At 67.0% G+C, this 24,176-nt stretch carries 24 protein-coding genes and 2 pseudogenes; 11 read left to right on the top strand and 15 right to left on the bottom strand.

The features are described from left to right. Nucleotides 1–21: 21 nt before the first annotated feature. Together K8O92_27890 and K8O92_27885 are read right to left on the bottom strand one after the other, a co-directional pair. Nucleotides 22–1,065, bottom strand: a complete 1,044-nt coding sequence (locus K8O92_27890; protein ID UAK31553.1) for a MaoC family dehydratase N-terminal domain-containing protein — start codon at nucleotides 1,063–1,065, stop codon at nucleotides 22–24. Nucleotides 1,066–1,109: 44 nt separating this feature from the next. Beyond that, on the bottom strand, nucleotides 1,110–1,724 hold the full coding sequence (locus tag K8O92_27885) for a YdcF family protein (GenBank protein ID UAK31552.1): 615 nt from the start codon (nucleotides 1,722–1,724) through the stop codon (nucleotides 1,110–1,112). A 358-nt stretch (nucleotides 1,725–2,082) separates the two neighbouring features. Between K8O92_27885 and K8O92_27880 the strand changes: the two genes are divergently transcribed. Next, nucleotides 2,083–3,282 carry a lipase gene (locus K8O92_27880; protein UAK31551.1) on the top strand — a complete coding sequence of 400 codons (1,200 nt, stop codon included), beginning with the start codon at nucleotides 2,083–2,085 and terminating at the stop codon, nucleotides 3,280–3,282. Between the two features lie 255 nt (nucleotides 3,283–3,537). On the opposite strand, the pseudogene K8O92_27875 reads toward K8O92_27880, so the two are convergent. Further along, nucleotides 3,538–4,361: pseudogene (locus K8O92_27875) on the bottom strand (NAD(P)H-binding protein). Nucleotides 4,362–4,604: 243 nt separating this feature from the next. Further along, nucleotides 4,605–5,501 (bottom strand): alpha/beta fold hydrolase, encoded by an 897-nt coding sequence (locus K8O92_27870; GenBank protein ID UAK31550.1) that lies wholly within the window; start codon nucleotides 5,499–5,501, stop codon nucleotides 4,605–4,607. A gap of 75 nt (nucleotides 5,502–5,576) precedes the next feature. On the opposite strand from K8O92_27870, the gene K8O92_27865 reads away from it, so the two are divergent. Together K8O92_27865 and K8O92_27860 are read left to right on the top strand one after the other, a co-directional pair. Then, nucleotides 5,577–6,224 carry a TetR/AcrR family transcriptional regulator gene (locus tag K8O92_27865; GenBank protein ID UAK31549.1) on the top strand — a complete coding sequence of 216 codons (648 nt, stop codon included), beginning with the start codon at nucleotides 5,577–5,579 and terminating at the stop codon, nucleotides 6,222–6,224. A gap of 153 nt (nucleotides 6,225–6,377) precedes the next feature. Then, nucleotides 6,378–7,088, top strand: a complete 711-nt coding sequence (locus K8O92_27860) for an alpha/beta hydrolase (GenBank protein ID UAK31548.1) — start codon at nucleotides 6,378–6,380, stop codon at nucleotides 7,086–7,088. Nucleotides 7,089–7,188: 100 nt separating this feature from the next. Here K8O92_27860 and sigJ read toward each other — a convergent pair whose 3' ends face one another. Further along, nucleotides 7,189–8,124 carry an RNA polymerase sigma factor SigJ gene (sigJ, locus tag K8O92_27855; protein ID UAK31547.1) on the bottom strand — a complete coding sequence of 312 codons (936 nt, stop codon included), beginning with the start codon at nucleotides 8,122–8,124 and terminating at the stop codon, nucleotides 7,189–7,191. Between the two features lie 175 nt (nucleotides 8,125–8,299). Beyond that, entirely contained in the window at nucleotides 8,300–8,863 is a 564-nt protein-coding gene (locus K8O92_27850; GenBank protein UAK31546.1) for a PadR family transcriptional regulator, read from the bottom strand. A gap of 119 nt (nucleotides 8,864–8,982) precedes the next feature. Between K8O92_27850 and K8O92_27845 the strand changes: the two genes are divergently transcribed. From K8O92_27845 to K8O92_27820, 6 genes and pseudogenes are all read left to right on the top strand, one after another. Continuing rightward, a complete protein-coding gene (locus K8O92_27845; protein ID UAK35982.1) occupies nucleotides 8,983–9,399 on the top strand; it encodes a nuclear transport factor 2 family protein in 417 nt (138 codons plus the stop codon). 77 nt (nucleotides 9,400–9,476) lie between these two features. After that, complete coding sequence (locus tag K8O92_27840) at nucleotides 9,477–10,259, top strand: SGNH/GDSL hydrolase family protein (protein ID UAK35981.1); 783 nt, start codon at nucleotides 9,477–9,479, stop codon at nucleotides 10,257–10,259. A gap of 273 nt (nucleotides 10,260–10,532) precedes the next feature. Further along, on the top strand, nucleotides 10,533–11,066 hold the full coding sequence (locus K8O92_27835; protein UAK35980.1) for a hypothetical protein: 534 nt from the start codon (nucleotides 10,533–10,535) through the stop codon (nucleotides 11,064–11,066). Nucleotides 11,067–11,379: 313 nt separating this feature from the next. Then, nucleotides 11,380–11,690, top strand: a pseudogene (locus tag K8O92_27830) (hypothetical protein). A 284-nt stretch (nucleotides 11,691–11,974) separates the two neighbouring features. Continuing rightward, nucleotides 11,975–12,640 (top strand): HEAT repeat domain-containing protein, encoded by a 666-nt coding sequence (locus K8O92_27825; GenBank protein ID UAK31545.1) that lies wholly within the window; start codon nucleotides 11,975–11,977, stop codon nucleotides 12,638–12,640. A 13-nt stretch (nucleotides 12,641–12,653) separates the two neighbouring features. Continuing rightward, complete coding sequence (locus K8O92_27820; GenBank protein ID UAK31544.1) at nucleotides 12,654–13,727, top strand: MerR family transcriptional regulator; 1,074 nt, start codon at nucleotides 12,654–12,656, stop codon at nucleotides 13,725–13,727. On the opposite strand, the gene K8O92_27815 is transcribed toward K8O92_27820, so the two are convergent. From K8O92_27815 to K8O92_27790, 6 genes are all read right to left on the bottom strand, one after another. After that, entirely contained in the window at nucleotides 13,683–14,531 is an 849-nt protein-coding gene (locus K8O92_27815) for an alpha/beta hydrolase (protein UAK31543.1), read from the bottom strand. The genes K8O92_27820 and K8O92_27815 overlap by 45 nt on opposite strands. Beyond that, on the bottom strand, nucleotides 14,528–14,965 hold the full coding sequence (locus K8O92_27810) for a MarR family transcriptional regulator (protein UAK31542.1): 438 nt from the start codon (nucleotides 14,963–14,965) through the stop codon (nucleotides 14,528–14,530). The genes K8O92_27815 and K8O92_27810 overlap by 4 nt, the downstream gene beginning before the upstream one ends. Before the next feature lie 87 nt (nucleotides 14,966–15,052). Further along, a complete protein-coding gene (locus K8O92_27805) occupies nucleotides 15,053–15,988 on the bottom strand; it encodes an NAD(P)-dependent oxidoreductase (GenBank protein UAK31541.1) in 936 nt (311 codons plus the stop codon). After that, the gene (locus K8O92_27800) at nucleotides 15,985–16,230 is read right to left on the bottom strand and encodes a hypothetical protein (GenBank protein UAK31540.1); all 246 of its coding nucleotides are present in this window, start codon (nucleotides 16,228–16,230) and stop codon (nucleotides 15,985–15,987) included. Before K8O92_27800 ends, K8O92_27805 begins: the two co-directional genes overlap by 4 nt. 191 nt (nucleotides 16,231–16,421) lie before the next feature. Beyond that, on the bottom strand, nucleotides 16,422–16,997 hold the full coding sequence (locus K8O92_27795) for an EF-hand domain-containing protein (protein UAK31539.1): 576 nt from the start codon (nucleotides 16,995–16,997) through the stop codon (nucleotides 16,422–16,424). A gap of 372 nt (nucleotides 16,998–17,369) precedes the next feature. Continuing rightward, nucleotides 17,370–17,777: a RidA family protein gene (locus K8O92_27790; protein ID UAK31538.1), complete on the bottom strand. Its 408-nt coding sequence runs from the start codon at nucleotides 17,775–17,777 to the stop codon at nucleotides 17,370–17,372. Nucleotides 17,778–17,842: 65 nt separating this feature from the next. Between K8O92_27790 and K8O92_27785 the strand changes: the two genes are divergently transcribed. Both K8O92_27785 and K8O92_27780 read left to right on the top strand, forming a co-directional pair. Then, nucleotides 17,843–18,472: a TetR/AcrR family transcriptional regulator gene (locus K8O92_27785; GenBank protein ID UAK31537.1), complete on the top strand. Its 630-nt coding sequence runs from the start codon at nucleotides 17,843–17,845 to the stop codon at nucleotides 18,470–18,472. A gap of 145 nt (nucleotides 18,473–18,617) precedes the next feature. Next, on the top strand, nucleotides 18,618–19,193 hold the full coding sequence (locus tag K8O92_27780) for a dihydrofolate reductase family protein (GenBank protein UAK31536.1): 576 nt from the start codon (nucleotides 18,618–18,620) through the stop codon (nucleotides 19,191–19,193). Here the strand turns inward: K8O92_27780 and K8O92_27775 are convergent. The 3 genes from K8O92_27775 to K8O92_27765 all read right to left on the bottom strand — a co-directional run bounded on the left by K8O92_27775 (nucleotide 19,125) and on the right by K8O92_27765 (nucleotide 23,915). Next, on the bottom strand, nucleotides 19,125–19,886 hold the full coding sequence (locus tag K8O92_27775; GenBank protein ID UAK31535.1) for an AraC family transcriptional regulator: 762 nt from the start codon (nucleotides 19,884–19,886) through the stop codon (nucleotides 19,125–19,127). The two genes, K8O92_27780 and K8O92_27775, sit on opposite strands and share 69 nt — an antisense overlap. A gap of 501 nt (nucleotides 19,887–20,387) precedes the next feature. Next, nucleotides 20,388–21,557, bottom strand: coding sequence for an FAD-dependent monooxygenase (locus K8O92_27770; GenBank protein UAK31534.1), 1,170 nt, complete (start codon nucleotides 21,555–21,557; stop codon nucleotides 20,388–20,390). Nucleotides 21,558–22,664: 1,107 nt separating this feature from the next. Then, nucleotides 22,665–23,915: an MFS transporter gene (locus K8O92_27765; protein ID UAK31533.1), complete on the bottom strand. Its 1,251-nt coding sequence runs from the start codon at nucleotides 23,913–23,915 to the stop codon at nucleotides 22,665–22,667. Nucleotides 23,916–24,176: the final 261 nt, after the last annotated feature.

Genomic DNA, 24,176 nt, shown 5'->3' with positions numbered 1-24,176 from the left:
TCGGCGCGTGACCGCGACCGCTCACGCGAAGAGCACTTCGGCGGCGGCGTAGCCGAACAGCTTGCGCCCGTCGGCGCGCGCGTCGACCGCGAGGGTGGCCCGTCGCCTGCGCGGATCGATCGAGGTGACCCGGCCGCGGAAGTGGATCGTCCCGGCTCCCAACGGTGGTATGCGCAGATAGTGCGTGTTGTGCGCGAACTGCGCGCGGAAACGGGTGATCGCCGCGGGGTCGCCGAGCCAGGAACTCAGGAACGAGGTGGCCAGGCCGAGTTTCAGCATGCCCGGCGCGACCACGGTCGGCAGGCCGCTGGCGACGGCGATTCGCTCGTCGAACAGCACGGGATTGGCTTCGCCGGTCACTCCGGCATAGTTGACCAGGTCTCCACGGGACAGGCGCATGGTGCGGACGGGCAATTCGGAGCCCACCGAGAGGCCTGCGAAATCGACGCATGACCGCGGTTCCCGGCGCGTGGGCGTCGGCGAGAGATAGTCGGCGGCGGCCGGAACGACGGCGTTGCCTCGCGCCGGTCGCGGTGTGCCCGGATCTCCCTGTCCCATGGCGATTTTGCGCACGGCGTCGGCCAATCCCGGATGACGTGCGCCGACGCGTGCGAGCAGCGCGCTCGAGCCGGTCTGCACGACGGCGCCGTGCTGGTCGATGAGCACGCTCTTGATCGCGAGGACGTCGTAGTCGCCGAAGTGCCGGAACGATTCGAAATAGATGTCACAGGTCAGGCGGTCGCCTGCCACCAGCGGCCTGCCGAAGTCGAAAACCTGGTCCGCGTGCAGAATCCGGGTCGGATCGTAGCCGGTGATCAGCGTGTCCAGAATTTCGCGCTGCACCCTGGTGAGAATTATCGAACTGAACGTCGCGGGCGCGACGAGTCCGGGAAATCCGAGCTCGGCAGCGGCGGCCTCGCTGCGATGCGCGGGATGCGAATCCTGGACGGCTCGGGCGAATTCGCGAATCTTTTCCCGTTCGACCTCGTAGCGCAGGGTGGAACGGTAACGATGGTCGACCAGGGATCTGGCTTGATCGGCCGCGTTCACCGCGGTGTCGTTCATAATTGCTCCTGTGTTGCGAAACGGGGGATCACGGCCTGCCCGCGTCAGGCGAGCGGGCCGAACCGCCAGATCCGGACAGGCATCTGCTCGGGAGTGACGGTGCCGACGACGTCCACTCCGGCGTCGTGGAAGGTGTCCACCGCCCGGTCGACGTGGTCGGCGGAGGTGATCACCACGGCGTCGCGTGCGCCGATCGCGCGCATGATCGTGGCCGAGTGCGCGGCGTTCTGCACGGTCGTGCCCGCCTCCGGTTCGAGATGGATCCGGGCGGCCGGGATGGCGCGGGCGATCAGCCAGTCGGCCATGGCCCGTGCCTCGGTGACGCCGTTGCGCGCGTTGCCGCCGGTCACGATGATCGGCGAGAAGGGCGCCAGCAGGGCCTGCAGGTAGCCGGCGTGCAGACGGTCGACCAACTCCGGGCGCATGCCGCCGTCGGGCAGCAGTCCGTAGCCGAGCACGACGATGGCGGTCACGGGCCCGCGCACCGTCGGCGGAGGCGACGGCGCCGTGCCGAGCGGGCCCAGGGCCGAAGGGGTGGCGGAGGAGCCCGAGCCCTCCGCCGAGGCGTACGGGAGGTGGGTCAGCGCGGCGGTGACCGCGAGCGCGCCCAGCAAGACGCGAGCCGCGGTGCGGGCGGTGGGAACCATGGTGACGGACATGGGATCTCCAAGCGGTTAGCCATCGGATGGCCACCGACGGCTGGTGTGAAGCTTCGTCCATGATGAGCCCATCGGCCGTTTCGGAACCGTAACCGTCTGGTGATTTGGATAATTCACCGTTTTCGGGCTGACCGCTTGTGCGTCTCGACCTACTCGTCGAATTCCCGGAATTGCGCTTCCCGCGCTTCATTGTGCCGAATCCCTAGTCGCGACAAACGCATTCGTGAGGTCTCCAGAGCCAGCCGTTCCGCGTAGGCGGTCGCGTTCCCCGGTTCTAGCGTTGGCGCAGCTTCGGCGCCGTCGATCGGCAAGAACGGCGCCGGCCGTCGAACACCGTTGTTCTGCAGGAAGGCAACCAATGAAACGAAGTACCTACGGACGCTCGTCCCTGGCGGCGGTGCTGCTGAGCGTATCGGTGCTCGCTGCCGGTGCGACCGGCGCGAACGCGGCGCCGGAGGCGCAACCGACCGAGCAGCAACTGGCCGACTACATCGCGGCGGGACGGAAAGTGGCGCCGGTAGCCGACTCCGGCAGCGCGGGTACCGGCTCGGCGTGTACCTCGGGCAGTGGCGCGGGGTCGGGCAACGGGTCCGGTGACTGCTACGGCGGTTCGGGCAGCAGCTCCGGGTCCTCCGGCGGCTACGCCAGCGACACCGTGGGTTACGGTCCGCCGATGACCTCGTGGCTGGCCGCGTTCGGCTACGGGTTGACCCATCCCGACGCCGCGCCACCCGGGTCCAACGACTGGAACTGCAAGCCGGCCGCCGAACGCCCGCGCCCGGTCGTCATGGTGCACGGCACCTGGATGAACGCCTACAACGGCTTCGCCTTCATGGGTCAGCCCATCAAGGACGCGGGCTTCTGCACATTCACCTTCAATTACGGGCGGTCCAACCTGCTCGAGGGCGGCGGTCTCGGATCGGTGCTGCCCGGCGTGATGGGCACCGGGTACATCCAGGACTCGGCCGAGCAGCTGGCTACGTTCGTCGACCGGGTGCTGGCCGCGACCGGAGCCTCGGAGGTGGACATCGTCGCGCATTCGCAGGGCGGTTCGATGTCGAACTGGTACACCAAGTTCGAGGGCGGCGCGGCCAAGGTCAAGAATCTGGTCACCTACGGCGCCACCCACCACGGCACCAGCCTGATCGGCATCGGCGCGCTGGGCCGGGCGATCAACAACTTCGGCATCGACATCCTGGGCTTCATCGAGATCTTCGTCGGGCACGCCGGCATCCAGCAGACGATCGGCTCGGACTTCGTCAACAAGCTCAACGAGAACGGCGACACCATCCCCGGCGTGGACTACACCATCGTCGGCACCCGCTACGACGAAATCACCAATCCCTACGATCTGACTTTCTTGAAGGCGGCGCCCGGCGTGACGGTGCACAACATCACCCTGCAGGAAGGATGCGAGCAGGACGTCTCCGATCACCTCACGATCATGTACTCGCCACGGGCACTGTCCATCGCGTTGCGTGCGCTGGACCCGGCCGGGCATCCGAATCTGGAGTGCACCTTTAACCCGTGGTTGCTCGGCGGCGGAGGCTCGCTGTGACCGCCGGATGACTTGCTTGCGTCGAGCGGCGTGACCTGTGCCCCTGACTCCGCGCGCTCGCTCGACGGAAGCACCGCCCGCCACGCGTTTCGCCCGCCGGACAGGATCCCTCAACCCCGCCCCTGGCCCGGCGCGCACGTCCCCGACACGTGGCGGTATGCCCACCGAGCGGATCTTCGCACCCTCCGCTCGGTGGGCATCGGGCTGTCACGGGATGCCCGGTGCCCTAACTCGCCGAATGTTCTTCGGCGATCCTCAGGCTCCCGGCGACCGCGGGCTCCGGAATCGGTCGGCGTGTTCGGCCACCCAGTGCGCGAAGGTGCGTGCCGGTCGGCCGGTCACCCGTTCGACGGTGTCGACGACCGTGGTGGCGGCCGCATCGGCCGCGGCGTACCAGCCGATGACGTACTCGGCGTCCGCTCGGGACACGCCGGTGGCGATCAATCTGTCGACGGCCTGTTCGTGCGTGATCGGGACGAAGGTGATCTCTCTGTCCAGGGCCTCGGCCAGGATCGCGATCCGTTGCCGCGGCGTCAGCGATTCCGGGCCGGTGAGGTTGTAGGCCCGCCCCGCGTGGCCGTCGTGCAGCAGCGCGACCGCGGCCACGGCTCCGATGTCGGCTTCGTGCGCCAGTGCGCTGGGCGAGTCGTACGGTTCGCGCACTACGCCCTCGGTCCGCACGGAGTCGATCCAGGTCAGCGTGTTGGACATGAACTCCTGCGGTTCCAGGCGCGTCCACTCCACACCGGAGTCCGCCACTGCCTGCTCGACCGGCCCGACCCCGCCGCCCCACACCACGGTGATTCGTCGCACGCCCGCGTCCACCGCTTGCCGCACCAGCTCGGGGCCGGTCTCGGCGAGCCCCGCCGTCACGGTGATGTGCAGCCGGTCGACGCCGTCGAGGGCCGCGCCCAGCGTATTCGGGGCGTGCCCGCCACCACCTCGACCTCCGGTGCGAAAAGCCTCGCAGCGGCAACGGGGTCGCGTGTCAGCGCCCGGACGTGCTCGCCGCGGCGAACCAGCTCTGTCACGACGTGGCGGCCGGTGTTCCCGGTGGCGCCGGTGACCAGTGTTGTCATTCGAACTCCTCTCGTCGCGTCGACGCTAGAAGCTCAACTTTGCTCGAGGTCAAGGACTCGGGAGCGATCCCCCTTCGCGCGGGATCACCCCCGGCGGTGGATTTGGAAGAGGCGCGACGAAGCGCTGGTAGCAACGCCCTCGCGATCGGCAGGTATCCCGATCGCACTCGCTGGGCTCTCGGCCCACGTCGCGGCCTCGGCAGTGGTGGCAGCCCTTCGCGGCCGCGTTGAAAGCTGTTCTGCTCAGCGCTGTTTCGACTCGAGGTGTGTGGTGAGGAAGTCGAGCTGATCGGCGACGACCCGCTCGACGATCGGTGGGTGGTAGACGGTGAAATGGTCGGCGTCGTAGTGCTCGACGACGGCGCGCGGTGCTGTGGCGGCCACCTTCGCCGCGATGGCGGGATCGATGAGATTCTCGCGGTCGCAAGCGCACACCAGCAGTGGGCATCGCACGCGTGGGGCGAGCGCCGCGGCGTTGTAGAACAACATACCCAGCCCGGAACTGGCTGTGATGCGGTTGTCGAACCGGTAGCCAGGGGGAGTAACTGACTGCCACCCTTCCAGAGCGCCGGGCTGGGTGACGAAGGCCGCCTCGCCTGGCAGACCGACCAGCGGCACGTATCGCCGGGGGAGCCGCAACGCGGCGCGCACCAGGTCGGAGATGATCGGCACAGTGAACCGGGCCAGGTGCCGCACTCCCGCTTTGGCGACCACCGCGCGCCCGCTGAACACCGGGCACTGCACGACCGCCGCGGCGAGTTCGGGGTGACGGGCCGCTGCGGCGAGTACATGGCTCGCGCCGAACGATGTTCCCCACAGCGCGATTCGGCCGGCATCGAGTTCGGGGCGGGTTCCGACGAACGCCAGCGCCGAGTCGACGTCGGTGGCATACCGGCGATGGCTGACCAGCTGGCGGGGCAGGCCACCCGATTCACCGAGGTGGCGGAAGTCGAAGGCCACCACGGCAAGGCCCGCTTCGGAGAACCACTTCTCGTACTGGCCGAGCGTCATCTCGTGGGTCGCGCCCCCGCCGTGGACGAGCACGACGACCGGATGCGGCCCGGGGCCCTCCGGCAGGGTCAGCCAGGCGGCGCACTGGTCGTCGCCGGAGGGGAAGGTGGTGCGGATGGTCATGGTCATGACACCTCGATTTAGGTACGTTGTACGTGAACATGCAGAGTTAAACACGTACTTCGTACGTAATCAAGGAGGAGTATGCCCGCCCCCCGGAAATTCACTCGGGAGCAGTTACAGATCGCCGCGCTCGCCCTCGTCGACGACCAAGGGCTCGCCGGCTTGACCATGCGCAGCCTCGCGGCGACATTGGGCACCGGCGCGATGACGATCTACAACTACGTCGACGGCCGTGAGGGGCTCGAGCAGCTCGTCACGGAGGCCGTGATGAACGAAACGCGCTGGGATCACGCACCTTCCGAGGACTGGCGTGCGGAGGTCCTCGCGGTCGCCGAGGGAATGTGGCGTGCCGTGCGCGCCCACCCGCACGCCATCCCGCTGATTCTCACCCGGCGCAGCGTCGATCTGGCGGCACTGCTGCCCGCCGAAGCCCTTCTGCGGGCGCTCGCGCGCAGCGGCAGGTCCGGGGCCGAACTGCTGGTGGCATTTCGTGCGGTGTCCGGATTCGTCACCGGATTCGCCCAGGCCGAACTCGCTGGGCCCTTATCCCTCGCACGCGGCGAGGATGCCACCACGATCACCGACCGGGTCGCTGCCCTGTCATCCGAGCGGTTTCCCAAACTGATCGAAATCGCCCACGCGGCGGTCACGAGCACCCCCGAAGCCGAGTTCCGAGCCGGGATGCGCATCATCCTCACCGGACTAGAGGCGGGAACGTCCGCCTGCTGACGGCCATGGCGCCGAGGACGGGGAACCGGCCGCAGGGGAAGCGACGGATGCGCAGCGACGTCCGCGCAGCAGGTCGCCTGCGGGGCAATAGGTAAGGTGGAGACGGCGAATCGGTGCTCCGATCTCGTGGCGGCAGGGGGCGATGTGCGATCGATGATGGTGCCCGCCGACGACGGTGCCTTGCTGCACGTCGGCGTCACGGGACACGGTCCGGATGTCGTAGTCCTGTCCGGTGGACCGGGCGGCGTCCATTACCTCGAGGATGACGGGCTCGCGCCACAAGGGATGCGGGCGTGGTACCCGGAGCCCAGGGGCGTCGGCCGCTCCCAGGGTGGGCCGCACGACCTCCGCCAGGCAGTCGCCGATATCGAAGCGGTGCGGCGAGCCGGAGGTGTCGACAGCTGGGTAGTGCTCGGCCATTCCTGGGGCTCGGACCTGGCGGTGCGTTACGCGCTGGACCACCCCGACCGAGTCGGGGCCGTTGTCGGCGTCGCCGGGCACGGCCTGCACAAGGACCGCACCTGGTCGCAGGCGTACGAGTCCTCGCGGCATCTGGAAGCCGACATCGACATCGACTGGGACCCAGGCGTCCACGCCGCACTGAGTGCGTCGTTCGTGGAGTGGATCCACGAACCGGATCTGCTCCGCCGACTGGCGGACTCCGATGTGGTCATGACTTTCGTCGCCCCGCAGCACGATATCCGTCCGTCGTGGCCGCTGCGGCAGCTCGCCACATTGGTACCGCACGGCAGGTTCGAGGAACTACCCGGCATGGCCCACAACCTGTGGTCGACCGATCCTGACGTGTGGGTCGACCTCGTCACGAGACTATGCCGCGCACACCTGATCACCGTGTCCGAGTAAGTTCGGTTAGTTGCTGTCATTCGGGCGCGGTGGCGTGACGGACGACTTACTCGATGCGGCAGGACGCGGACGTGAGCTCACCGCTGCGTTGGGGTATGCCTCAGCCGTTTGTCCAGGGTCGGAGCTTGTCGGGATTGCGTATCGCCCAGAGGCGGGTGATCCGGTCACCGGAAATATCGAACGCGATCACCGTCACGGTGGCACCGGCCTGCTGAATCACGAGTCCGGGCTGTCCGTTCACAGTGCGTTCCAGGATCGCCATATCCGGCGCCTTCGCCGCGATGGCGACAACGGCCCGCGCGATCCGCTCGCTTCCGTCGATCGGGTGGAGTTCGGCGCTGACCAGGCCGCCACCGTCGCCGATCGCCGTGGCATCGGGGTCGAGCAGGGCGACAAGGGCGTCGATGTCCTTGGCTTCCCACGCCCGTTTGAAGTCCCGGACGATGTCGGCGCGTTGGAGCGGCGGAACCGCGATGCCCTGCGACGCGCGAACGCGCCGACGCGCCGAGGAAGCCAGCTGGCGACAGGCAGCCGGGCTGCGGCCGACGATCTCGGCCACTTCCGCGAACGCGTAACCGAAGACGTCATGCAGGACGAACGCGACGCGCTCGGCCGGGGTCATCGATTCGAGGACGACCAGGAATGCCATGTTGACCGACTCGTCGAGGGTGACTCGGTCGGCGGGGTCGTCCATGCCGCCACTGGACCATCCGGTGATCCACTCCGTACGCTCCGGCAGCGGCTCGGGGATCCATTCGCCGACATAGCGCTCTCGCCGGGCGCGTGCCGAGCCGAGCAGGTCGAGGCAGATGCGGCCGGCGACCGTCGTCAGCCAGGCGCCGGGGGATTCGATGGCGTCCTGCCGTCGGCGGGGCATGGCGTACCAGCGGGCGTAGGTCTCCTGAACGACATCCTCTGCCTCGGCCAGGGACCCGAGCAGCCGGTACGCGAGATTGATCAGCCGGCGCCGCTCGTCCATGATCGCGCCCAGGCTCGGATCCGCCGAGCCGCCTGCCTGCTGGGATCTGGTGGTCATGGTGTACCGGCTCCTCTGGTCGCGTCCGTCTTCACTGGTTCGACGAGATACCGCACCGATGTGTGACGTTCTCACGACGCACTGTCGCTGTGGTCACGCACCGCCTCGGCCACACGCGGACCACGGTTGCGCGGACCTGGAGACCGGCAGGGTGGAACGGGCGGGGAACAAGTCGCTATACGTGCGCGGCGATCCGCCGATCGATCACCGCCAGCGCGAACTCCGCCCAGCGAATGTTCTCCTGCTCGAACGAGATTCCGCGCAGCAGCGTGAGGTAGGGGCCGACGCGTTCGGCCTCGACCAGATACGCCTGCTCGCTGCGGCCGTTCAGCAGCCGCGAGCGAAGGCGTTCGTAGCGGGCCAGTTTCGCCTTCGACCACTCCAGCTTGTCGGCCACCGCGGCGCGCACGGCCGGGGCGTCCTCGACGTCCATGCCTTGCACCTTCACCATCATCTCGTCGCGGATGGCGGTGGGCTTGGCGGGTGCTCGGACGAACTCGTGCAGCGCCGCTCGCCCGGCGGCGGTGATGGCATGCAGGCGCTTGTTGGGGCGGCGCTCCTGCTGCACGACCCTGGTCTCGATGAGGCCATCGGCAGCCATGCGCTCCAGTTCCTTGTAGAGCTGCTGAGGCGTGGCCATCCAGAAATTGGCCACCGTAGCGTCGAAGCCCTTGGCGAGGTCGTAGCCGGACGCTTCGCCCTCCAGCAGGGCGGCCAGTACCGCGTTACGTAGCGCCATCCAGTCAAATTACCACGCATGCGACTATTCAAATATTTGCGCGCCGACTCCTGGACACCGCTGATGATGCGCACTAGCGTTGGGAGTACCTACTCAACTAATTTACTATGGAGGTGGGCGTGCATCCCTTCCGGGCAGCCGTGGAGGCACGGGACGAAGCGGCGATCGAGGCGCTGCTGGCCGACAATGTGGTGTTCACCAGTCCGGTGGCGTTCAAGCCGTATCCGGGCAAGGCCGTGACCGCGGCGATCCTGCGCGCGGTGATCCGCGTTTTCGAGGACTTTCGTTATGTGCGTGAGATCGCCGACGCGAACGGTCGCGACCACGCGTTCGTGTTCGAGGCGAGAGTGGACGGCAAGCAGCTGACCGGCTGCGACTTTCTGCACTTCGACGCGGACGGGAAGATCGACGACTTCATGGTCATGGTGCGGCCGCTGTCGGCCGCGCACGCCCTGGCCGCGCGGATGGGGGAGCAGTTCGAGCGCATCGAGGCCGAGGCCGCCGCGCAGCTCGGGCGTCCGGCGGCGCAGGCGTGAGCGACTTCGACGCGACGGTCATCGGCGCGGGCAACGCCGGCTCGAGCACTGCCGCGACCTACTCGCGATACGTCGCCATGGGCGACAGCCAGACCGAAGGCGTCGGCGATCGCGACGACCAAGGCGGCTTACGTGGTCTGGCCGATCGCTTCGCCGAACTGCTCGCCGCGATCAATCCGGATTTGCGCTACGCCAACCTCGCCGTTCGCGGCAAACTCGCTCGACAGGTCCACGCAGAACAGCTCGGGGCCGCCCTCGCATTACGGCCGGACCTGGTCACCGTGGTCGCCGGAATCAACGACCTGCTGCGCCCGGGATTCGACGCCGACGAGGTCGCCGGACACCTCGATGCCATGTTCGCGGCGCTCACCGCCCACGGCGCCGTGGTGGCCACGCTGACCTTCCCCGACGTCACGCGCATCACCCCGCTGGTGCGTCCGATCGGCGGCCGGGTCATCGCACTCAACCATCGCATCCGCGCATGCGCCCAACGGCACGGCGTCATCGTCGCCGAAACGACCCCCCACGCCGTCGTCACCGATCCCCGCCTGTGGAGCCCCGATCGGCTGCACGCGAGCCCGATCGGCCATCAACGCATCGCCGACGCTCTCGCCCACGCGCTGCGGCTGCCCGGCGCCGACGACCGTTGGACCAGCCCGTTGCAACCGGCGCTGCCCGAGCGCGGTGTGTTGGCCGTGGCGGCGAACGAGCTGCGCTGGGCGGCGACTTTCCTCGGCCCTTGGCTGGGGCGACGGCTGACCGGGCGGTCTTCCGGCGACGGCCGTACCGCCAAACGCCCCGACCTGCTGCCGGTTTGCGACCGCACGGCCGCTGCGACTGCCGCGACCACGGACCGGTGAACACGGTCCCCGGACGCTGCGGATAGATAACAGAATGCTGCTTCGGATAGATAACAGAATGCTGCGGAGCGTTCTGACTTGTTATAGAAGAAGGGGGAAAGGTGGAGAGAATATTCGACCTGAAGTACGAAAAATTCTCCCTACCGGATACCTATCGACATAGAACAAGTTGAGGAGTAAATATCATACCTGACGGTCAACGTCGCCCGCCCGGGGGGAATCCAACACATATCGGTCCCGATGATTGGACTCCCGATGATATTCAAGAAATTAGTGGCGACCGCCCTGATGGCCATCGCGTCAACGGGCATTGCCATGGCAACGGCACACGGTGAGGGCACCCTGGCAAACCTCACGATGAACGGGGTGGATGGGCCTATCGCCTACACGACAACTCTGGCGGCTGATCACCGCAGCGCAGTCGTCGATCTCGCTTCCGGCAGATTCGAAGTAACGCCGGACGCGGTCAACGTGGTCGCGGACGACGGTGCGATTGTCGGAACGATCCCGACGACACTGCGTATGGAGACCGGCCAGAACTTCAGCGTCACACCGTCGCTCGACCCGTCGGGTAGGACGCTGACGATGACGCCGGCAGGTGGCACACCGTCACCCGCCGCGGTCACACCCGAGGTGCAGGGCCTGATGCACGATGCCCTGCTCGGTGGCGCCTTGCTGGGTGCGGCGATCGGCTGCGCGATCGGCATCGCCATCGGAATCTGGTTCTTCGTCGTCGGCGCCGTCATCGGCTGCGCGGTCGGTGCTGCGGTAGGTGCCTGGTTCGGCTTCTTCTTCACCCCGTTCTGATCGATATCGGGAAGAACCGAATCAAGATAGTCGACACGGCCGAGCGGGCCACGAACCCGCTCGGCTTCGCCATGCGAAATGGTCGTTCGGTCGACGGCCCGATCGCAGTACGCGAGCAGTGCGGTGATCATTGTGTCCGGTGCCGCCGACAGACGAACAAGCGCGGAATTCTCGAACGCTTCCATCAGAAAATGAATCGCGGAGCCGGTCACCACAGTCGGCTCCGCCCGATTCGTCGACGAGAACCGAGAAATCCGGATGGTGAGGTCGAGAACTCGGGAGGGGCTCCGCCCCTGACACGAATGCGACCACAATGGCGAAGTACTTGCTGCTCGAGCACTGCCCCGGCTGCGGTCGACGACGTGCCCATGGACCAGTGGACGCCGCAGGAGTTCTCGGCTCACATGCAATACATGCGCGACTTCGCGGCCCGGCTCGAGGAGACCGCGAGTACGTCGACAGTCAGACGCTCGCCCCCGAGGACATGTCAGTCCGGTGCGAAGGCGAGGGCCGACCGCCGGTCACCGACGGCCCTTTCGCCGAGACCCTGGACCTCGTCGGCGGCTGGATGGTGAGTGACTCGAGGCGCGGCCGTTCCTGACCGCGCCGCCCATCACGGAGTGACCTCCGAGATGACCTGCCGCGCCAGGCCGCCCGGCTCAACGCCCGCCGATAGCTCTGCCGGGCCGCGCTCGAATTGTCCCGACGCACTCGGCGTGGCCCCATGACACCGAGCTCCCCGAGGGGTGCTCTCGCACCCGAAGCGTCGTCCATCCCCGCGCGAGCGCACCGAGCCACGCGCCCGTTCGGAACCGGATCGGCGCGGCGCGACGGATCGGCGCGGCTCGGCGTGACTCCACGGCTTGACCCTGACACTGTGACAAGGACTTGAGTGGTCGACGAAGGAGGTGGTTGTCGTGAATACAACCAACCACGGCGAGCCGGATGCTCGCCTTGTCGACGCTCTCGCCGACACTGATTCGTCGGCTCGGCTGCGGGCGGCGCTATCGGCAGGCACGCTGGGCGATCCCCGTCTCGTGGAGATCCTCGTCGCCCGGTGTGCCGTCGAACCGGATTTCTTCGTCCGGGACATGCTGACCTGGGCGTTGTGCCGGTTGCCCCCCGAGATCACGGTACCGAGGCTGCTCGCCGAACTCGGGTCCGGCATCGCCCAGGCCCGCAGTCAGGCGCTGCACACCCTGTCGAAGATCGGCGATCGGAGTGCCTGGCCCGCGGTGTCGAGACTGCTGCACGACGAACACGACGAGGTCGCGCAAAGCGCCTGGCGGGCCGGCGTGGTGCTCGTTGCGCCCGGCGAGGAGGGCGAGCTCGCCGCCGATATGGCGACCGCGCTCGGACGGGGTGACCACGATGTGCAGCTCAGTCTGAGCCGCGCACTGGCGGCGCTCGGAGAGGCCGCCGCGCCGGTTCTGGTTGCCGCGATGGCGAATCCGGATCCACGCGTTCGCGCGCATGCGGAGGCCACCGAGGGGCTGCGTCGTGACCCCGACAGCGGGTTCACCCTCTCGGTGGAAATGGCCAAGCGCGTCGCCGCGACCGGTCCGGACGTATAAAAGGAGACGATGGATGTTGATCGGTGAGGTTTCGCGGCGTTCCGGCGTCAGCACCCGCATGCTGCGCCACTACGACGCGTTGGGTCTGGTGAAACCGACGCTCCGCACATCCGGTGGTTACCGTGAATACTCCGCCGACGACATCCGTCGCCTCTTCCACGTCGAGTGCCTCAGGACTCTCGGGCTGTCGCTGAACGAAGCCAAGCGGGCGCTGGACGAACCCGGTTTCGCTCCGGCCGAATTGGTGGGAGAGCTCATCCGGCACACGCGAGCGCGGATCGCGTCCGAGGAGGAACTGCTCAGGAAGCTCGAGCGCGTCGACGCGGCCGCGCCCGCGCAGTGGGGGGACGTCCTTGGCATCGTCACGTTGTTGCACGCGCTGGAATCGGAGTCCGGAGCCCGCCGTCAGCAAGCGGTGCTGTCGCAGAACGAGCGCACGTCGCTGCCGGTCGAAGCCCTGGTCGAGGCGGCGCTGTCGGAGGACGACCCGAATGTCGCCGGAGCGCTGCGGTGGTCGTTGGCGAGGGCGGCCGGTGAGGGGTTGAAGGACCTGGCCGTCGGTCTGGATTCGGGGGCGGTCGAGGTCCGGCGGCGGGCGACTGTCGCGATAGCGGCAGTGCCCGCCGCGGAGGCGACGATGCTGCTGAGGAGGGCTCTGGACGACCGCGACGCGACGGTGCGAGACCGCGCTGCCCTGGCTCTGGGCTCCCGGCGTGTCGCCGAGGCGATGCCTGCCCTGCTCGAGATGGTCGTCGAGGGGCGGTCCGATGTCGAGGCCGCCGAGATGCTGGGATTGTTGGCGCAGGACGCGGCCTGTGCCGACGACATCGTCCGGGCGATGCGGGACCGGCTCGACAACACTGTCGACGCCCCGACACGTCTGCGGATCACGCAGGCGCTCGCCGAGGTTGCGGGCACCGCGGCACGGGAAGCCCTCATAGCGCTGACTGCCGACGACGACCGGACGATCGCGGCGACCGCCTCCGCGATTCTGCGCTCGAGACCGCCCGAAATCGAGTTCACAGATTCGCTCGGACGTCTCTCAACGTTCGAGGAGGAAGCCCGCCGCCCGTTCCGCAACGATTGATCCCGACTTGCCCTCCGGTCCGAAGTGGTCGAGTCCGTCGATGGTGTCGACGGTGGCGTGGGGGAGTGTGCGGGCAAGGACGTCGAGTTCTGTACGCGTTGTCGACGGCGTGCGAGTTCCGCGAAGGATCAAGGTCGCGGTGGTGAGGTCGGCGAACTCGTGCAGCCGGTCGTGCTGCGCGGCCAATTGCTCGTGTTCGGCCAGGTTGGCTGCGAGCAGCGGCCGCATTCGCTGCCATCGCCGCCCGCGGAGTCCGATGCGTAACGCGGTGCGCAGATACCAGTGGGGCAGCCTGGCAACGAATCCCGGCGCGCCACCGGATCCCTGGATGAAGTAGGCGAAGGCGGCGTAGGGGCCGCCCGCGGCCAGCCGCTCACGGTAGGGGGCCATCCATCCGGTGGCTACCTGGCCGCCGGGTACCCCCGGCTCGTAGAGCACGACGCGGTCGAACACCGGTGACGACCGTTCCGTCTCGAGAACGACGAGTCCGCCATAGCTGTGTCCGAACGCCAGCCGCGCGCCGGTTTCAGCGTGCACGGCGAGCACGTCGTCCACTTCCTTTCGCAAGAGGTAGTCCTCCCCGAGTGGCCCGCTCGCGCCGCGTCCGCGTCGTTCGAGGAGATGCACCGTGCAGGACTCGGCCAGTGCCGATGCCAACGGTAGATAGTCCTGCGCGGTGAACAGTGAGCCGCCGATCACGATCACTCCCGGCCCGCTGCCCATGGTTCGGTAGCCGATCGGTGTGCCGTCTGTCGAGACGACCGAGCGCTGCATGGCCGGTGTGACCGGTACGTCGGCATTCATGTGAGGGACTCCAAGCGCTCGAAGGTGGCCAGCAATCGCGCGGTGTGCCGCGCGTATTCGTCGTAGGGCACGCCGCTTTCGGCGACGACTGCCGCCAACCGCTCTTCGAGGCCGCGCTGGGCCGCGGCTACCAGCTCCTGCCCTTTGCCGGTGAGACTGAGCCGGCGGCTTCGTCCGCCTCCCGGGTCGGGGCGCACGTCGAGCAGCCCGTCGGCGGAGAGGACCGCCGCCATGCGACTGACCGACGGTTCCGTCACACCGAGCCGGTCGGCAAGAGTCCGCTGCGTCGAGGCTCCCAACTCGCCCACGAACGTCAATGCCAGAAAGCGGCTGTAGGACACGCCGTGCTCGGCTCGCAGAATGCGGTCCGCCGCTCGATCCAGACGGGCGGTGAGCACGTGCAGGTCGAAGCTCAGAGTCGGTTCCACCTCCATAACTTAGCATGCTAACTTAGCAATGCAAATCGATTGCTCGTTCGATTCGGTCGGGCAATCGTCGAGCAGTGACGCGGGGTGCTGGATTCAGCGTTCGTTCGGCGCGTGCGCGGCACCGAGAGGGGGCAGGCCCTCCCGATACGTCGGGTAGGCGGGGGACCAGCCGAGTTCGCGTTCGGCTTTGGCGGTGTCCAGTCGGATGCGACTGCTCACCAGCAGGGCGTGCAGATAAGGTGTCGCTCGTAGCAGCCACCCGGGGATGCGGCGTGGCGGCGGGGCATCGGCCACGGCCGCGAGAGCATCGAGGTAGTCGCCCATATCGACCGGCTCCCGGTCGGCGATGTTGTACGCCTCGCCTGGCCGGCCACGTGCCAAGGCCGCGAGGGTCGCGGAAGCGGCGTCGGCGATGTGTATCGGGTGCAGGGTCCCGGGTTCGCGCGGCACCGGCAGCCTGCGGCGGCGGAGGCTGTCCATCATCCCGAAGGTGGCCGGTTCCGGCCCGTAGAACAAGCCGTAGCGCAGTGCGATACCTCCGTATCCGAGCACCTGTTCCTCGTTGGAGCGCAGTGAGCGCATATGGGTCTCGAATGGGCCGTGACCGAGGGGCGCGAAAGGATGATCCTCGCTGAGCGGAGCCGGGCCGTGGTCGCACCAGCCGTAGCCGAGGAAGAACGACTGTGTCACGAATTGCCGGGCGCCGACGGTTTCCGCCGCCCGCAGCAGATTGCGCGTGCCCTTGTCACGCAGTTCGTCGGTGGCGTACAGGTCCCGATGCCGGGTCGGTGTCCTGGTGAGCGCGGTGGCCTGGTGGACCACCGCGTCCGCACGCAGACCCGCGACGGCGTTGCGTAGCGCAGCGGCGTCCAGGATGTCCGCGACCACCGGACGAACACCGGACTCGGCGAGGCGATGGCCGCCGGCGGCTGTTCGGGTGAGGCCGAGCACGGTATGGCCGGCCGACCGCAACAGAGGGATCAAAGCGGAGCTGATCGTTCCGGTCGCGCCGGCGAGCAGGATCCTCATGGTTTCACCTCGAGACCGTGGCGGCTGAATTCCGCGTGCGCAGTTCCCGCAGGCGGATGACGAGGCGCGATCATCATCAGCCCGATCCCGATCTGGAAGACGCCCGCGTCGTGCAGGAAATGCTCGTGCTCCGGCCAGTTGGCCCATTCGGCGAAACCAGCCGGGTCGATGCGGCACCAGATCCCGATACCCAGCATCGATGCCGCTGCCACAAGGGTGACGACGGTGACCGAACGATTCATGGTTGCCTCCTTCTAAGGCCGCGAACGCGGTACCGAACTGGAGACGAGACGGGCCGTCGGGGTGTGATGGGGCCTCGCGTGTGATCTGAGCAACATACCCGCGTCCGGAGGCGGCGAACGCGGATGAAGCCGCGCGATTCGGTCGGTCCGATCGACGACGTGAAGGCGACGGCGATCGGCGAGAATTGCCGTCAGCCGCGAAGTTTGCCGAGCAACCAGCTGCCGACACCTTCCGGGTTCTCGTCGAAGTAATAGTCGTGGATGGCTTGCAGCAGATCCTCGGTGGTGACGAAGCCGTCGCCGTCGGTGTCGAGCCTGCGGTGGATTTCGCGGGCATCGCCGGCAGGCAGGTGCATGAGCGCCCCCGTCCAGCGGGCGTAGTCCTCGGCATTCAGTTTGCCGTCGCCGTCGCCGTCGGCGATCGCCATGATCGCCGAGAGGAACGGTCGATAGCCCTGGTCGAATGATTCCTCGGTCACCAGCAGGCCTTCCGCGAAAGCCTGCTTGTACTCGGCGAGATCGACCGATCCGTCGATGTCCACATCGCCCACCGATGCCAGGCGGCCCCACAGCTGCAAGCTCAGTTGCAGCAACTGGTGCGCGGCAGGCGAATCCGGTTCGTGGCCGAACTCCGCGGCCACCGCGCGCGCCGAACTCTCGAAATCGCTGCGCTCGATCCGGCCGTCTCCGTCGAAATCGAACGTCTCGAACCGCCGTTCCAACTTGCGCGTCAAGAACTCGCTGATCTCCATGCCTGTCCCGTCCACTCGAGTCCATCATCGCCACCGTGGCCGGTCGGCCACCAGCGGAATTCTCCGCTGATTCCGACCGCGCCACGCCACGAAACCGTTTTCCCGGTGGACATTTCGTGATCGACTCTCGCCGGTGGGACCGTGGTCTACGGACGGACATCATTGAATCAGGCGCGCCTGGCCGCCCTGTTGTGGTCTCCCGCCGCGCGGGAACCGGGTACCTGTTCAAGGCGAAGTGGCAACTGCCGCAGACGGTAATGGCCGCAGCGGCAAGCGATCTCGGCATCCGATCCTCGGGCTGGTCTTCTCCGGCTTCGGAGGGAGCCTCGAACTCCGCACGGCGAGCAGACTCACCGCCGCCGACGTCGCCCTGCGGTGCGTGGCATGTCAGTCGATAACAGCGGTGGCCTCGACCTCCACCAGCAGGTCGGGCTCACCCAGCGCAGCGACCCCCAGCAGGGTGATCGGTTTGACTGGATCGACACCCAACTTCGCGGCCGCCCTGGCCACGCCTTCGCCGAGCAACGGCATCTTGTCGGGGGACCAGTCGACTACATAGATGGTCAGTTTCGCCACATCATCGAACGATCCGCCGATCCCGGCCATGGCCGTACCGACATTGAGATAGGCCTGCTCGACCTGTGCGGCCAGATCTCCCTCGCCGACGGGCTTTCCGGTAGCGTCGCGGGCCACCTGCCCGGCCAGGAACACCAGCCTCGAGCCGGTGGCGATCGATAACTGCCGGTACACCTCGGGTTTCGGCAATCCGTCCGGGTTGACCATTTCCACGGCCATAACGCCCTCCTCACTCACGCAAGATCGACGATTCTGAACATAGCATCGCTATGTAATGTGGTGCCGTGGTCAGAACGAAAGATCCGGCGGTCCGCACCCAGCTGATCGAGCGGGCGGCGCGCATGCTTCGAGCCCGGGAACCGATCACTCTGCGATCGGTCGTCGCGGGAACCGGTTTGTCGACCATGGCCGTCTACACCTACTTCGGGGGGATGGAGGGCCTGTGGCAGGCGATGCGCCAGGAAGGGTTCACTCGCCTGGCGGCCGAGCTCAACGCGGTCACCCTGACGGCGGACCCGGTCCGAGACCTCGCCGCCCTCGGGGCCGCGTACCTCTCCAACGCCCTTGCCGGTCCGGACCTCTACCGGGTCATGTTCGACGCCGACTTCGCACTGGAAGACCCCGCCGCCGCCGACGAAACCCTGCACTGCCTGGTGCGCGCCGTCGAACGGGCGAAAACCATCGGACGGTTCCGCTCCGACGTCGACCCCCAGGCTCTCGCTACCCAGAGTTGGGCCATCGGCCATGGACTGGTGTCCCTCGTGGCAACCGGCCCCTTACCGCGCGAAGCGCTCGATTACGGCGCACCCATGCTCACCGCTCTTTTCACCAGCTGCGGCGACGACCCCGACACCTGCCGCCGGTCAGTCGAACTCGGCTGGACCCCGAGCCACCCCCGGAATGACTCCCGCTGACGGGAGGAAGGCGGCGATGCGGTCGATGCCGCGAGTGGCGTGGGTGTCGGTTTCGTCCAAGACCGCAGAGCTCTCCGCCCGTAGGCTCCGAGCCGGTATCAACTGACCACCGGCGATCTCCGCCGTCCGTTCTCTGGAGGATTTTGTGACACGCGAACTGGTCTACACGGGCTTCATGTCGCTCGACGGAGTAGTCGACTCGCCAGGCGGCGCGGTCGAGGGACATCGCAGCGGCGGCTGGGTGATGGACACCGAGTTCGTGCCCGAGGCCTACTCGCTCAAGGCGGAGGAACTCGCCGAGACCACAGCGCTGATGTTCGGCCGACGCAGCTACGAGGCGTTCGCCCCGATGTGGCCCGCTTCGGAAGATCATGTCGCATACAAGGAACTCCCCAAGTACATCGTCTCGACCAGCCTCACCGACGACGCCCTGATCGACGGATGGGGTCCGATCACGATCCTGCGGTCGATCGAGGATGTCGCCGAACTGAAGCAGGGCGACGGCGGCGCGATCTTCATCCACGGCAGCGCCGAACTGGCCAGGCGCCTGTCGGACGCCGATCTGATCGACCGGTACAACCTGCTCGTGTTCCCGGTGCTGCTGGGGGCGGGCAAAAGCCTGTTCAGCACCGCCGACCGGGACAAGCAGCAGCTACGCCTCGAGGAGTCGGCGACCTACTCGAACGGAGTGGCCAAACTCGTCTACAAAGTCGTTCGCTGAAGCGGGATCGAGCGCGATCGCACCGCCCACGCCCCCGCGCAGCTGCCGTGCCGTGCGCCCGACGTACCGTCGCAGCGCGCGGGCAAGATGGGGTTCGTCGTAATACCCGAGCAGGCCGACGACATCGCTGTCGGCCTCACCTGAGCTCAGCAGTGCCGCCGCGGTGCGGACGCGCGCGATTTGCCGCACCGCGCCTCGGGTGAGGCCCGTCGCCGCTCGGAAGCGGCGCTCGAGCGTCCGATCGGAAACCGCTGGACGGTGGCCCCGCAGAGCCTCCGTTACCAAGCGATCGTGGATTACGACTCCGCCTCGGACGAGTCGGTCGACGAGCGCCTCGGCATCGTCCGGGTGCGGCGTCTCCCAGCGAGCACCGTCGAGCCAGAAGGTCCGGGCGGTCACCTCGGGCAAGACGATCCCGCTGTCGAGCAGGGAAGGAGCGGCCACCGCGCGAAGGGACGTGCCGACCGCGAACTGGATACCGACAAAGGTCGCGCCTTCAGGCACAGGGGCAGTGCTGGTGCGGCTCTCGGGACCGGTGACGCACGCGTACGCTGTGCCTTCCTGTTCCCAGAAGACCAGCCCCCAGGTCTCGGTCGCCACAGCGGTCATCTCAGCGACCTGCTCGCTCCGGCAGGTCCACACCGACGCGATCCACGGCGAATCCGACGCACGTGTCTCGAACAGCAATCCCACGGCGGCATCCTAATCCGAGGACAGGGCCGCACCTGAAGCGTTCTGTGACGGTCCCGATGTGTGGTTTCTCGGCGGTTTTCGGGGGTCTAGCGGGGGTATGTCGCCGAAGTAACGGCTGTCCCCGCGGAGGTCGGGGCACTGGGCGAGTGAGAGGAGGGGTGCAGGGTGGGCGTTTCGATATTGAATCCGGCACACGCCGGTCGATCCGTGGACCGCGGTGTTGTCGAGTTGGACCTCGGGGTCGTGCCGTTGAGGCAGGTCCGGGCGGAGGTGCGGCGTCTGCTCGAGCCGCTCGCCCGCGCCGGCGCGGATCCGTCGGCCCGATCACACCGGCGGGCGCGGGTTGCTCCTGGTCGACCAGCTCGCAACCTGCTGGGGTGTCGACTACCACGACGGCGGCAAAACGGTGTGGGCCGAACTCGGCCCGCGCTGCGGCGGCTGGTGAGGTTCTGCGGCGTGGGTCTGGGCGCGATGTTCCTCGGATGAGCCGGACCGGACGAGTCACCGGCCAGGCACCCCCGGCGGCTGTGCCATCGCGAGTTCCCCCCGTCGGGCAGCGCGCCACCACCGCTGTCCGGAGTCGATGCCACGCCGGATCTTGCGCACAGCGGATACCTGCGTGAGCAGGTGTAGCTGATATCGCCACGGCATTTGCAGCCCGTGTCGAGCCGCCATCGCATAGGCGAACTGCACGGCGCTGCGGTCGAGGTACCGGTCGGCGTGTTCGAACCAGGCCATGCTGGAACGGGCGGCGGCCTGTATCGGGCGCAGTGCAGCGCGCCGCTGCGCATCGTAGTTCTCCAGCGCGTCGGCTACCTCGGCATGCTCGTACAGGTTCTGTGCGAGGACGACGGCGTCGATGATCGCCAACCGGGTGCCCGAACCGATGGTGAAGTGCGTGGTGTGCGCTGCGTCGCCGAGCAGCACCACGTTGTCGTGATACCAGGTCTTGTTGGTTACCTCGGAAAATCGGCTCCACCTAGCGAACTCGCCTCGTGTCTTGCTGAGCAACGAGTGACCGTCGAGAAGGCGCGTGAATATGTTCTCCAAGACACGCAGGTTCTCCAGGTTGTCCAACGAATCGAATCCCAGTCCATGCCAAGTCTGCGGTTGGCACTCGACGATGCAGGTGCTGATCTTTTCGGCGACCGACGGGTAGGCATGGAACCAGATCCAACCGGCCGCGGTGTGTTCGAAGGCGAAGGTGAATCGGGTGAAGACCTTGTCCGTACCGAGCCAGAGATACCGGTTCTCGCCGAAGGTGACCGACGTGCCGAAACGATGATCACCCAGCTGCCGTACCCGGCTGTTCGCGCCGTCGGAGGCGACGATGAGATCGGTGTCGTCGAAGCCGGACAGATCGTGGACCTCTCGCCCGTGCTGGACATCGACGCCCAGGTCGCTCGCCCGTCGGGAAAGTACGTCGAGCAATGCCGCCCGTCCCATGCTGAATCCGTAGCCCCCGAAGTGCGCGGTCTGGTTGTCGCGCACGTGGATTGCCTGTTCACGCCAGACGACGGACCCGGCACGCACCGCCTGGGCGCTGTCGGGGTCATTCCGATACAGAATGTCGAGCAGGTCGTCCCAATACACGACGCCCCAGCCATAGGTGGACCCGGGGGGATCGCGGTCGATCACCGTGATGTCATGGGCTGGGTCGCGCCGTTTCATCGAGATAGCGAAGTACAAGCCGGCCGGCCCACCACCGATACACACGATCTTCATCTCGTCACCAACTGCAGCACGGTCGGTCGAACCTGGCTTCACATGATCGGTCCTCGATGCAACCGAGCCCGGCACGCTGTGCGTGTCCGGGCTCGATCACCGGCGCTAGAAGCTGCCCCAGCCGCCCCAGCCACCCCAGCCGGGTGGGTTCCACCAATTCCCCCAGCCGGGATTCCATCCCCAACCAGGGCCATTACCCCAACCGCGCCCGTCACCCCAACCGGGGCCGCGACCCCAGCCTTGGCCTCGACCCCAACCCCAACCTGGGCTGTTACCCCAGCCGGGGCTGTCGACGAGTTGGGTTGCGGACGTGGGCGTCGTTGCTTGCGCGGTAGGCGCTTGCGCCGCGGCTGCGACGACCGGAATCGCAGCAACTGCGGCCATACCGGCGGCGGCCGCCAACCGGGCCAACTTCGTGTGTGAATTCTTTCTCTCGAACATGATAGGGCTCCAGATACAGTCCCGACCTGCTCGAAGTCTACGCGTTTTCGGCGGACTCCAGAAGCCGCCGCGTTGACTAATATATATTGCTCGCCACATTTCCCACGCGGCCTAATCCGAGGATACCCGTGTACTCCGTGGCGACGGTAGCCGGCGGTGAAGGGAGCCCGCGACGGCGGCCGTCCGGCTCGGATGAGCCGCGGACGGCGGCGGCAGGGAAGATCACATAATCGGCAACTGGATCCGGAAAACCGGGAAACGAAACATCGTCCAGATTTCGGATCGCAGGCCAACGAATTAGCCAAACGCAACGTTCACATGGAACGGACACCCGTCTTTCATGGACGCGCTCGTCAGGGCATACCCGGCTCGGCTTTTTGCCAAGTCCTTTGTACATCACTGTTCCAATGGCCAGGCGAAGCGCAAGCCGGGGTATGCAGCGACGGAGTTGACAGCGGGGCTGGGCCAGAACGGACTGTCTCCAATCCGCTCGATGAAAATTGACTGAGGGGCAGCCGGTCCGCTGCCTCTCAGCGATCTCCTACACAAACGACCAGGTCAAGCGCTTGGTCCGCCGCTGACCACGTTCCAGCCGGCGATGGCGTGGACTGATCAGGACGCCGGACGCTGCGTGGTCTGCGAGTCACCCTCGCGCGTCGGCGTGGCTCGGGCCTGCCGCGTTCGGTCGAGGAGGATGAGCGGGACGGCGAGGGTGGCGAGTACGGCTCCGAACCAGTACACCGACGTGAGAGCGGCACCGCGGGTGAGTGTCGCCGCCGCCAGCACGGGAGTGATGCTGATGCCCAATTGGAAGGCTGACACCGTTGTGGCACCCGCGATCGTGGGCGCATCGGCTGCGATCGTGAAGACGCGACCGTATATCGCGGGATTGAGCACGAACGCCGCGATACCGGTCAGGAACACCGCGGCCACCATTGCCCAGATCCGCTCGACCACGATGACACTGACCACAGACAGTGTGACTACGCCGACCACCCCCATGATCAGCGCGAAGTGCGGGCGCTGATCGGAGATCCGGCCGCCGATGGAAAGCCCGATGAAGGCGCCTGCTCCGAAGAGCGCGAGGATCGCCGGAATCCAGACCTCGGGGACGCCGGTGATGTCGGCGAGTATGGCGGCAAGGTAGTTGAACGAGATCATGTAAGCCGCGGTAGTGAGGATGGTGATCCCGTATAACCCCCACAGGGAGGGTTCGCGCATCGTGGCGATCTCCCGCGACAGGCTGGTCCCCGTCGCCGGGCCGGCGCCCGACTTGCCGGCGGGGAGACCGAGCACGCAGGTGATGGCTCCGACGAGGGTCAGCACCGCGACAGCCCAGAATCCGCCACGCCAGTCGGTGAAGTGACTGAGCAGAGTACCCGAGGGGCCCCCGGCGATCATGGCGATGGTGAGACCGCTGACCACGACGCCGGATGCGCGGGCATTGCGGTCGGTGGTCACCAAGCTGATCGCGGTCACCGACGCTACAGCGAAGAAGCCGGCATAGGCCAGGCCGGAAACAAGCCTGGACAGCAACATCACCGGGAAGTTGCCCAGCAAACCGACGACAACGCTGACAGCGAAGACCACCTGAGTGACCACCAAGGCGGTGCGTCGCGGCCAGCGCAGGCTGATCACGGCGAAAAGCGGCCCGCCGACGACGACACCCGATGCGAACGCGGTGATGAGCATTCCGGCCGAGGAGAGCGCGACATCGAGGTCGGTGGCGACCGCGGGCAGGACCCCAGCCATCAGGAACTCAGCGCTACCCATCGCGAACAGGCTGAAAGCCAGCAGATACACCCCGGCGGGCAATCGTTCGAGACGACCGCCCCGCGGCGACTCCGAAATGACGGTAACCATCAGCGGGCACCTCCGACATCGAGCCGGTCCGGGATGGCACCAGCGGACAGATCTCTTCCGACAACGATCGCGTGCCAAAGATCTTCTGGCAGAGACATATTCGGTTCATACATGCTTGCGTTCATTGCGATCACCTCCGATACGAGCATCGGAGATGGCGCCCGAAACCGACAAACACTGTTGCCGAATCCGGGACGCATTGGTCAAGTGGACCTGAAGGAGCATCAGCCCAGCGGCAGGCTCGGACTTCTCCTACCGATC

Source organism: Nocardia asteroides (assembly GCA_019930625.1).
In the GTDB taxonomy this organism is placed as follows: Bacteria; Actinomycetota; Actinomycetes; order Mycobacteriales; family Mycobacteriaceae; genus Nocardia; species Nocardia sputi.
The sequence above is the reverse complement of the archived record's forward strand: the minus strand, read 5'-3'. Positions and strand labels throughout refer to the sequence as shown.